12 protein-coding genes are annotated in these 9,302 nt (G+C 73.6%); 8 read left to right on the top strand and 4 right to left on the bottom strand.

Features of this window, described 5'->3' with window-relative positions:
* Window positions 1-309: LPXTG cell wall anchor domain-containing protein (locus ACFCY1_RS13680; RefSeq protein ID WP_375874650.1), on the top strand; the 309-nt coding region annotated here is incomplete at its 5' end.
* 93 nt (window positions 310-402) lie between these two features.
* On the opposite strand, the gene ACFCY1_RS13675 is transcribed toward ACFCY1_RS13680, so the two are convergent.
* Together ACFCY1_RS13675 and ACFCY1_RS13670 are read right to left on the bottom strand one after the other, a co-directional pair.
* The gene (locus ACFCY1_RS13675) at window positions 403-873 is read right to left on the bottom strand and encodes a hypothetical protein (protein ID WP_375874649.1); all 471 of its coding nucleotides are present in this window, start codon (window positions 871-873) and stop codon (window positions 403-405) included.
* A gap of 278 nt (window positions 874-1,151) precedes the next feature.
* Window positions 1,152-1,508: a beta/gamma crystallin domain-containing protein gene (locus tag ACFCY1_RS13670; RefSeq protein ID WP_049649160.1), complete on the bottom strand. Its 357-nt coding sequence runs from the start codon at window positions 1,506-1,508 to the stop codon at window positions 1,152-1,154.
* 532 nt (window positions 1,509-2,040) lie between these two features.
* Here ACFCY1_RS13670 and ACFCY1_RS13665 point away from each other — a divergent pair.
* The 7 genes from ACFCY1_RS13665 to ACFCY1_RS13635 all read left to right on the top strand — a co-directional run bounded on the left by ACFCY1_RS13665 (window position 2,041) and on the right by ACFCY1_RS13635 (window position 7,707).
* On the top strand, window positions 2,041-2,439 hold the full coding sequence (locus ACFCY1_RS13665; protein ID WP_074005866.1) for a helix-turn-helix transcriptional regulator: 399 nt from the start codon (window positions 2,041-2,043) through the stop codon (window positions 2,437-2,439).
* Window positions 2,436-4,403, top strand: a complete 1,968-nt coding sequence (locus ACFCY1_RS13660) for a heavy metal translocating P-type ATPase (protein ID WP_375874648.1) — start codon at window positions 2,436-2,438, stop codon at window positions 4,401-4,403. The genes ACFCY1_RS13665 and ACFCY1_RS13660 overlap by 4 nt, the downstream gene beginning before the upstream one ends.
* Before the next feature lie 225 nt (window positions 4,404-4,628).
* Entirely contained in the window at window positions 4,629-4,820 is a 192-nt protein-coding gene (locus ACFCY1_RS13655; RefSeq protein WP_117486199.1) for a hypothetical protein, read from the top strand.
* A gap of 2 nt (window positions 4,821-4,822) precedes the next feature.
* A complete protein-coding gene (locus tag ACFCY1_RS13650; protein WP_375874647.1) occupies window positions 4,823-5,179 on the top strand; it encodes an ArsR/SmtB family transcription factor in 357 nt (118 codons plus the stop codon).
* 80 nt (window positions 5,180-5,259) lie between these two features.
* On the top strand, window positions 5,260-6,903 hold the full coding sequence (locus tag ACFCY1_RS13645) for a SulP family inorganic anion transporter (protein ID WP_375874700.1): 1,644 nt from the start codon (window positions 5,260-5,262) through the stop codon (window positions 6,901-6,903).
* A gap of 73 nt (window positions 6,904-6,976) precedes the next feature.
* A complete protein-coding gene (locus tag ACFCY1_RS13640) occupies window positions 6,977-7,108 on the top strand; it encodes a DUF6126 family protein (protein WP_220450012.1) in 132 nt (43 codons plus the stop codon).
* A 149-nt stretch (window positions 7,109-7,257) separates the two neighbouring features.
* Complete coding sequence (locus tag ACFCY1_RS13635; protein WP_375874646.1) at window positions 7,258-7,707, top strand: GNAT family N-acetyltransferase; 450 nt, start codon at window positions 7,258-7,260, stop codon at window positions 7,705-7,707.
* Between the two features lie 16 nt (window positions 7,708-7,723).
* Here ACFCY1_RS13635 and ACFCY1_RS13630 read toward each other — a convergent pair whose 3' ends face one another.
* Both ACFCY1_RS13630 and ACFCY1_RS13625 read right to left on the bottom strand, forming a co-directional pair.
* Window positions 7,724-8,566 (bottom strand): hypothetical protein, encoded by an 843-nt coding sequence (locus tag ACFCY1_RS13630; protein ID WP_375874645.1) that lies wholly within the window; start codon window positions 8,564-8,566, stop codon window positions 7,724-7,726.
* Window positions 8,559-9,071: a SigE family RNA polymerase sigma factor gene (locus tag ACFCY1_RS13625; RefSeq protein WP_049649167.1), complete on the bottom strand. Its 513-nt coding sequence runs from the start codon at window positions 9,069-9,071 to the stop codon at window positions 8,559-8,561. The genes ACFCY1_RS13630 and ACFCY1_RS13625 overlap by 8 nt, the downstream gene beginning before the upstream one ends.
* Window positions 9,072-9,302: the final 231 nt, after the last annotated feature.

The raw sequence follows: 9,302 nt of genomic DNA, 5'->3' as shown, positions 1-9,302 counted from the left end.
TGCCCGGCGGGTGCGGCCTCGCTCGCCCCGGGTGCGTCGGTCACCTGCACGGCCGCCTACACGGTCACCCAGGCGGACATCGACCGAGGGAAGGTCACCAACACCGCGACCGCGACAGGCACTCCGCCGTCCGGCCCGCCGGTCACCTCCCCGCCGTCCACCACCACGGTGACCACGAAGGAGGCGCACGGGCACCTGCCGAACACCGGCACCGGCACCGACACCCGGCTCGCCGAGCTGGCCGGGAGCCTCCTGCTCCTGGGCGGCGGCCTGACGCTCGCGACACGCCGCATCCGTCGTCGCGGCTAGCACGACAGCCTGACCGGCGGTGGTCCCCGGAGCCCGTGCTCCGGGGACCACCGCCTTTCGTCGTCCCGGCGGGCACCGGAGAACCGCTACCCGTCACCCCCACTCCGACCGATCGGCCAGGCGGCGGTACCACCAGAACTCCGTGCGCCACTGGCGCCGGTCCGCGAACGGGTCGGGGAGGGTACGGCGCAAGAACACCGTGTCCAGGGCCTTCACGAGTCGGCCGAGCTCGGCACGGGCCCGTTCCGGCAGTCGCTCCAGGACTTCCTCCAGCACGTCGCGTGCGTGTCTGACGTCGTCGAAGGAACATCCCGGGCACGGGCAATGCGACTCCTGCGGGTACAGCGGACGTCTTCCCGGCGGGTGCAGGAACTCGCGGTACCGCCGCAGCGCCCGGTCGGTGGCGCCCGCGTGGAGGTAGAAGCTCTCGCTCAGGCGCTCGACCCGGTGGACGGCCAGGCTCGCCCTGTCGGAGAGTCCGTGGATCCGGAGCGGAGGGGTCGGCCCCGAGACGCGGGAGGCCGGTCGTTCGGCGCGCAGTGCGCGGGGCCGTCTACGCGGCATCGGCCTTTCGATACGTGATCATGGGCGCCATGGTGCCAGGCAGGGCCGCGCTGCCGCACCCGGTTTTTCCCCTTCGAGGTGCGGAGTTCGGGGCTCGGCGGGCAGCCGTGGCGCAGCATGCCGGCGCCGGCCAGCCCCTGGAGGGGGTGGCCGGCGCCGGTGAGCCGGGGTGGAGCGAATTCACGTCACAGAAGATTCGGTGGCGATCGAAGTACTGCGGGAAATTCCGGGTGATTCGGCCGGGCGAATTTCTGTTCGGGGCGCGCTCTGCCGGTTCGTCAGAGGATCTGGATGGAGTTGACTCGCGGCGGGCGGTTCGGGAAGGAGATGTCGGTCCAGCGGTTGATCCGCACCGAGTCGCCGTTGGCGTCGGAGTAGACCAGGTCGTTGTTCCCGGTGGAGATCCGGTCGACCCACCACCCGCCGAAGCCGATCGACCCCCCGTTCGCATAGCAGTCGACGCTGTCACGGCCGTCGAGGTGCGACCAGATCTTCAGGAAGTCGTTGCGGCTCCCGTCGCACTGGACGTGGTCGATGGCGAAGGCGTTGCCGGACGGCACGGCCACGGTGAGCGTGGCGGCCGCGGCGAAGGCCATCGCCATCGAGCTCACGACCTTCTTGGCTTTCGAGATCATGGATTCTCCTCAGTCGGATGAAATGTCGAATCGGAGACCGCTTCGCAACGAGTTTCGGTTGCGTCGTGCTCGATCAGTATCCAGACCGCTTTTGTGACGGTAAATCGAACGAAGCCTGACCTCACGTGTTCTCGGTCATTTCCCTCCGTGTTTTCGGCGAGGCGTGGGGTGTGGTGTTCTGGTGGGTCGCGAGTGGTTCCGGGGCCGGGCGGACGGGCCGTCGACCGAGGGTCGCCTAAGTGCTGCGCTGACGTGGGGTGATGGTCGGACCGCCGACCGCGCGCGACGGGTGTCGGGGGACGCCTGGCTGGGAGAGGGGGGTGGGGCTGGCGGGTTCGCGCAGGACGTGTCGTGCGGTGCCGGGGGAGGGCGTGGACGGCGTCCCCGCGCCCCAAGCGGCCGCCGTGGCCGCCCGTGGCGACGGCGACGACCTGTCTCTCCGGCGTCCGCTCCCGGATGCGGTCGCGGTCGAACCGGGCCGCGACAGCCCGTCTGGAGCGATGACATCGGCATCGACAGCTATCATCGCTCCATGACGATGAATAGCCCGGCGGCCGGGTCCCCGGCCACCACCTCGTGCGGCGCGCCCTCGGCAGCGGTGGCCCTGTTCCGCTCGCTCGGCGACCCGGCCCGCCTCGCGATCCTGCTGCGCCTGGCCCGGGGCGAGGCCAAGGTCGTGGACCTGGTCGGCTGCGTGGGCCTGGCCCAGTCCACGGTCTCGGCGCACCTGGCCTGCCTGCGGGACTGCGGCCTGGTCGACTCCCGCCCCCAGGGCCGGGCCTCCCTGTACTTCCTGGCCCGCCCGGAACTGCTGGACCTGCTGGCCTCGGCCGAGCAGCTGCTCGCCGCGACCGGCGAGGCCGTCGACCTCTGCCCGATCTACGGCACCCCGGCGGCGCCCGCCCCGGACAGCACCGGGGCCGGCCGATGAGCGACGCCTGCGGCTGCGGCGACGACAGGAAGACCGTGGAGGGAGGGGAGGAGCGCGAACCGGAGAAGCTCTGGGAGGTCGGCGAGCTGCGGGCCGCCGCCGTGGCCGGCGTCCTGCTGCTGGCCGGACTGATCACCGACCGGTCCGGCGCGTCCGACACCGCGGTGAACGCGCTGAACGCGCTCGCCCTCGTCGTCGGCGCCTGGACCTTCGTACCCGCCACGCTGCGCCGCCTGGCCAAGGGCAAGGTCGGGGTCGGCACGCTGATGACGATCGCCGCCGTGGGCGGGGTCCTCCTCGGCGAGGTCGGCGAGGCCGCCATGCTGGCCTTCCTCTACTCCGTCAGCGAGGGCCTGGAGGCCTGGTCCCTGGCCCGGACTCGCCGCGGCCTGCGCGCCCTGCTGAACCTGGTGCCCGAACGGGCGACCGTGCTGCGCGACGGCACCGAGCGGACCGTCGCGCCCGCCGAACTGCGCATCGGCGACACGATGGTGGTCAGGCCCGGCGAACGGATCGCCACCGACGGCACCGTCCGCGCCGGCCGCACCGCCCTGGACGTCTCCGCCATCACCGGTGAGTCCGTCCCCGTCGAGGCCGGTCCGGGCAGCGAGGTGTACGCGGGCGCGATCAACGGCACCGGCGTGCTGGAGGTCGAGGTCACCAGCACAGCCGAGGACAACTCGCTGGCCCGGATCGTCCGGATCGTGGAGGCCGAACAGGCCCGCAAGGGCGCCGGCCAGCGCCTCGCCGACCGGATCGCCAAGCCCCTGGTGCCCGGCATCATGGTCGCCGCCGCCCTCATCGCCCTCGTCGGCTCCCTGCTGGGCGATCCGGCCACCTGGATCGAGCGGGCGCTGGTCGTCCTGGTCGCCGCCTCCCCGTGCGCACTCGCCATCTCCGTACCCGTCACTGTGGTCGCCGCCGTCGGCGCGGCCGGCAGGCTCGGCGTCCTGGTCAAGGGCGGAGCCGCCCTCGAAGCCCTCGGCGCCGTACGCGCCGTCGCCCTCGACAAGACCGGCACCCTCACCCGCAACCGGCCCGCCGTCGTCCGCGTCGCCACCCTGGACGGCCACAGCCGCGACACCGTCCTCGCCGTGGCCGCCGCGCTGGAGGCCCGTAGCGAACACCCCCTGGCCGAGGCCGTCCTGGCCGCCGCCCCCGGCGTGCCCGTCGCCACGGACGTCGAGGCGGTCACCGGCGCCGGCCTCACCGGCCGGCTGGACGGCCGCCCCGTCCGGCTCGGGCGCCCCGGCTGGATCGAGCCCGGCCCGCTGGCCGAAGCCGTCACCGCGATGCAGGACTCCGGCGCCACCGCCGTCCTCGTCGAGGACGACGCGACGGTGATCGGCGCGATCGCGGTACGCGACGAACTGCGCCCCGAGGCCCGCGAGGTCGTCGACCGCCTCCGCGCCCGCGGCCTGACCGTGGTGATGCTCACCGGCGACAACGAACGCACCGCCCGGGCCCTCGCCGCCGAGGCCGGCATCGACACCGTGCACGCGGACCTGCGCCCCGAGGACAAGGCCCGCATCATCGGCGGGCTCCGCACCCTCCGCCCGACCGCGATGGTCGGCGACGGCGTCAACGACGCCCCCGCCCTGGCCACCGCCGACCTCGGCATCGCCATGGGGGCGATGGGCACCGACGTCGCCATCGAGACCGCCGACGTCGCGCTCATGGGCGAGGACCTGCGCCACCTGCCCCAGGCCCTGGACCACGCCCGCCGCGCACGGCGGATCATGCTCCAGAACGTCGGCCTGTCCCTGGCGGTCATCGTCGGTCTGATGCCGCTCGCCCTCCTCGGCGTCCTCGGCCTCGCCGCCGTCGTCGCGGTCCACGAGCTCGCCGAGATCGTCATCATCGGCAACGGCGTGCGGGCCGGACGCACCAAGCCGCTGCCCCCGGCCCCGACTTCGACCCCGCACCGCGCGAGCGCGCCCGCCCCGGCCGGAGCCGTCGCCTGACCCCTCGCCCGTAGCACGGTCCGCCGGCCCCGGCCGCTCCACGCTCCGCCGCCGACGGCGCGTGGAGCGGCCGGGGCCGCTGTCGAACACCGCGTCCCCGGGCCGGGTGGAGATCGATGTGCAGAAGTCGCAACTTGAAGAATTCTTCAAGTGCATAGATGATGCTGCCCTGTACTCGGCAGAGATGCGGTCGCGCGCGGCAGCGCCGGCGGCGAGGAGGGGCGCATGAGCGACGTGTTCGACCAGGAGCTTCGCGAGCAGCTCGACGAGGCCCGCCGGCAGCGGGCCGAGGCTCGGACGGCAGGTGACGAGGACAGCGCGCAGGCGTACGCCGGACGCGTCACACAGCTGCTGCGGATCGCCGCCCAGCACGGCATCGAGATCGAGCACACCGCCGAGGAACAGGAAGAGGACTGAGCATGGCCGTCCCGCTCTACCAGGCGAAGGCGGAGTTCTTCCGCACGCTCGGCCACCCGGCGCGCATCCGCGTGCTGGAACTGCTCCAGGACGGTCCGCGTCCGGTGCGCGAGCTGCTCGCGTCGATCGAGATCGAGCCGTCCAGCCTCTCCCAGCAGCTCTCCGTCCTGCGCCGCAGCAACCTGGTCACGGCCACCCGCGAGGGCAACACCGTGGTCTACGCGCTGAGCACGCCGGACGTCGCGGAGCTGCTGCGGGCCGCGCGCCGCATCCTCACCGAGATGATCGCGGACCAGGGGACGCTGCTCGCCGAACTGCGCTCGGCCGGGCTCCCGGACGCGGCGGAGACGACAGCGTGAGCGCCGCACGGGCCACCCTCGCGGGCCGGGCCGCCGGGCGGGTCCGGGCCGTGCTGCCGAACCGCGCGGTCCTCGCCGCCATGGGGCGCTCGCCGCGCAAGGACCTGGTGGCCGGTCTGACGGTGGCGATCGTCGCACTGCCGCTCGCGCTGGGCTTCGGCGTCGCCTCCGGCGCGGGGGCCGAGGCCGGGCTGGCCACCGCCGTGGTCGCCGGGGCGCTGGCCGCGGTGTTCGGCGGCTCCAACCTCCAGGTCAGCGGACCGACCGGCGCCATGACCGTGGTCCTGGTGCCGATCGTGCACCGGTACGGCACCTCCGGCGTCCTCACCGTCGGCCTGATCGCCGGCCTGCTGCTGGTCGCCCTCGCCCTCGGCGGGGCCGGCCGTTTCATGGCCTACGTCCCCGCGCCGGTCGTCGAGGGCTTCACCCTCGGCATCGCCGGCGTGATCGGACTCCAGCAGGTGCCCGCCGCCCTCGGCGTCACCAAGGGCGACGCCGAGAACGTCGTGGCCGTCGCCGGACAGGCCCTCGCCGACTTCGCCCGCCACCCGCACCCGGCCGCGCCCGCCGTGGCGCTCGCCGTCGCCGCGGTGATGCTCGTCGGCGCACGGCTGCGCCCCGGCATCCCGTTCTCGCTGCTCGCCGTCGCCGCCGCGACCGCGGTGGCCGACCTCGCCCACCTGGACGTGGCGACCATCGGCCACCTCCCGGCCGGTCTGCCGCTGCCGTCGCTGGGCTTCCTCGACCCCGGCGCGGTGCCGCACCTGGTCACCGCCGCCCTCGCGGTCGCCGCGCTGGCGGCGCTGGAGTCGCTGATGTCGGCGACCGCCGCGGACGCGATGAGTGCTTCCGAACGGCACGACAGCGACCGGGAGTTGTTCGGCCAGGGAGTGGCCAACCTGGTCGCCCCGCTGTTCGGTGGCGTCGCCGCCACCGGCGCGATCGCCCGTACCGCCGTCAACGTCCGCTCCGGCGCCGTCTCCCGGCTGGCCGCCCTGGTGCACGCCGCCGTGCTCGCGGTGGTCGTGTTCGCCGCGGCCCCGCTCGTCGAGGGCATCCCGCTGGCCGCGCTCGCGGGCGTCCTGATCGCCACCGCGGTCCGGATGGTCGAGGTGGCGTCGCTGCGGGCGCTGGCCCGCAGCGGACGCGGCGAGGCCGCCGTTCTGGCGCTCACCGCCGCCGCGACCCTGGCCTTCGACCTGGTCACGGCCGTCGTCGTCGGCCTGGCCGTCGCCGGGATCCTGGCCCTGCGCCAGGTCGCGCGGTCCGCGCGGCTCCAGCAGGTGCCGCTGCACGACGGCCTGGCCCCGGCCGACCACCACGAGGAGGAGCGGGCGCTGCTCGCCGAGCACATCGTCGCCTACCGGATAGACGGGCCGGTGTTCTTCGCGGCCGCACACCGCTTCCTGCTCCAACTCGCCGAGACCACCGACGTCAAGGCCGTCATCCTGCGCCTGTCCCACGTCACCGCGATCGACTCCACGGGCGCCCTGGCGCTGGGCGACGCGATCGGCAAGCTGGAACGGCGCGGCATCCTCGTCCTGGCCGCGGGGGTGCCGGACGGCCACCGGCGGACCCTGGACGCCCTCGGCGTCCTGGACACCCTCCAGCGGCAGGGGCGGGTCTTCGCCCGGACACCGGACGCCATCGCCCGTGCCCGCACCGAGCTGCGGACCACCGGAGTCCTGGCGGAGGCCACGGTACGAAAGGGAACGGACCGATGACCGCCCGGCGCCCGCGCATCCGCCCGAGGCCCCGCCACGACCGCCCCACGACCCGACCCCAGGAGTACCGACCATGAGCAGCGCCACCGGCGACGAGAAGAAGCGGCGCAAGGCCATGCTCATCCGCGCCGGGATCTACATCCTGGGCACCCACCTGTTCGCCGGCTTCGTCATCCTGCTCTTCGCCCTCGGCAACCGCCACTGACCCCCCGTCCGGTCGCCGACCCCCGAACTGCTGCCACAACGGGCGGGGTTCGCGCTGCTGACGGTTGGTCGCAACGCCTGGACGGGAACGGGAGTGCTCCAGCGCCGGCAGTGTGGCAGGCTGGCCCGATGTCTACGACCCTCCGCCCCATGGACGCCCGACTCCTGCCCGCCTGGCTCGATCGCAGCCGGGCCGAGTACGCCAAGGACCTCGTCGCTGCGGGGCAGACGCCCGAGGACGCCGGCCGGCACGCGGCCGACAGCATGGCCCGCTACTTCCCCTCCGGTGCACCGAGCCCCGGGCACGCGGTCTTCGACGTGGTCGATGCCGCCGGGGCCACCGTCGGCCACCTCTGGATCGGACCGGACACGAGCGAGGACGCCGGCTCCTGGTGGGTCTGGGACATCGCGATCGACGCCGACAAGCGCGGGCTGGGCCTCGGGCGAAGGGCCATGCTCCTCGGCGAGGAGTACGCCCGGGCGCAGGGCGCCCATACCCTCGGGCTCAGCGTCTTCGGGTTCAACACGGGCGCGCGCGGCCTCTACGAGTCGCTCGGCTACGAGACGACCTCGGTCAAGATGCTCAAGCGACTCGGCTGAGGTCCTGGGGCACCGCCTACGGGTGGGTGTCCTTGGCCGTGGGCTGCGTCCTCTGGTTGTAGATCTCCTTGCCGTCCGCGTTGTAGGCGTGGACGTAGGGGGTCGGGGGGAAGGCGTTCGCGTCGGGGCCGGTGGAGATGGCAGCCGTGTAGGCGAACGCGCCGCCCGCCATGACGGCCGGGTACTGCGTCGGGTCGTCGCCGTAGCTGATGGTGACCTTGGCGACGTCGGCGGTGTAGTGCCCGGCGCCCAGTGAGAGGACCTGCCCGGCACCGGTCGGGGCGTTGAAGCTGTCGAAGAACTCGACCAGGTGGCCGGCGCCCCACAGACGGTCGTTGATGAACGTCGGCGGGAGGGAGATGCTGTGCCCGGTCCGGCCCTTCGACTCGCACTGCGCGTACTGGCCGGCGGAGTCGACGGCGACGACCACGCCGTCGGTGTCCGAGGAGGCGGCGGGAGCGCGGACCCCGATCACCGCCTGGTACTGCGAAGCCTCGGAACCCAGGCAGGAGCCCAGGATCTCGGCGACGGCCCCGGCCTCGATCGGGGTCGTCGTCGTGCTGGTGACGGTGAAAGCCGCCGGGGGGTGGGGGGAGGCAGGCACGGAGGGGGTGCCTGTGGCGGCCGGCCCCTGCTGTGGTGCCGGTGGGTGTTGTGGCCCCGGCGGGTTCAGCACGGACGGGAGGGTCAGGCACAGGGCCGCCGCGGCGCAGGCCGCGGTCGCGCCGAGGGCGTGTCGGCGGTGGCGGCGCCGGTCGGCGCGTCTGCGGATCTCCGCAGCGGGCAGGGTCGGTGCCGGCATCTGCGTGCCGAGCAGCCGCAGCCGGTCGTCGAGGCTGTCGTGGACGGGGTCAGACACGGAGCTTTCCTTCCTCGCTGGTCGGGGTCCGGTCGGAGAGTCTGGCCGCGAGCGCGGTCCGGCCGCGGGCGAGGCGGCTCTTGACGGTGCTGATGCCGGCGCCGGTCTCGGCCGAGACCTGCTCGATGGAGAGGTCGCACATGTGGTGCAGGACCAGGGCGATCCGCTGTGCTTCGGGTAGGTCGCGGAGCGCGGTGACCAGCATCAGGTGCTCCTCGGTGGGCGGCTCGACGGTGGACGGTTCGTGGCGGTGGTGGTGTCCGGCCAGATGCAGGCCCCGGGCGAGGCGCCGCCAGCGGGAGTGGGCCAGCCGCCGGGCCGTGGTCCGGATCCATGCCTCCGGGGCGTTGCCGGGGTCGAAGGTGCGCCTGCGGTCCCAGGCGCGGATGAAGGCCTCCTGGACCACGTCCTGGGCTTCGGACCAGTTGCCGGTTATCGCGTAGAGCTGCCCGGTGAGGCGGGAGAAGGACGCCGCGTAGAACGCGTCGAACTCCTGTGGCGTCATCAAGGGCCTCTCCTCCGGGGCTGTCCGTCAGCTCGCGGCACGGGCGGTGCGCGAGGGAGCACTCCTCGGCCACGGCGGGTCAGCCGTGCGTCCTGGGTGGAGCCTCCCGCCCTGTACGCACGAGCGCCGTCCCAGGGTTACATCGACGACCTATGACCTGGATCACATGTGCGGGGTGCGACCGCTCGGGCATCGGGAGGCGTACAGGGGCGCGGGCATCAACCGGACGCC

Origin of the sequence: Kitasatospora sp. NPDC056273 (assembly GCF_042268845.1) — a bacterium.
Lineage (GTDB): Bacteria > Actinomycetota > Actinomycetes > Streptomycetales > Streptomycetaceae > Kitasatospora.
Note: the sequence above shows the minus strand (reverse complement) of the source record. Positions and strands in the feature narration are given on the sequence as shown.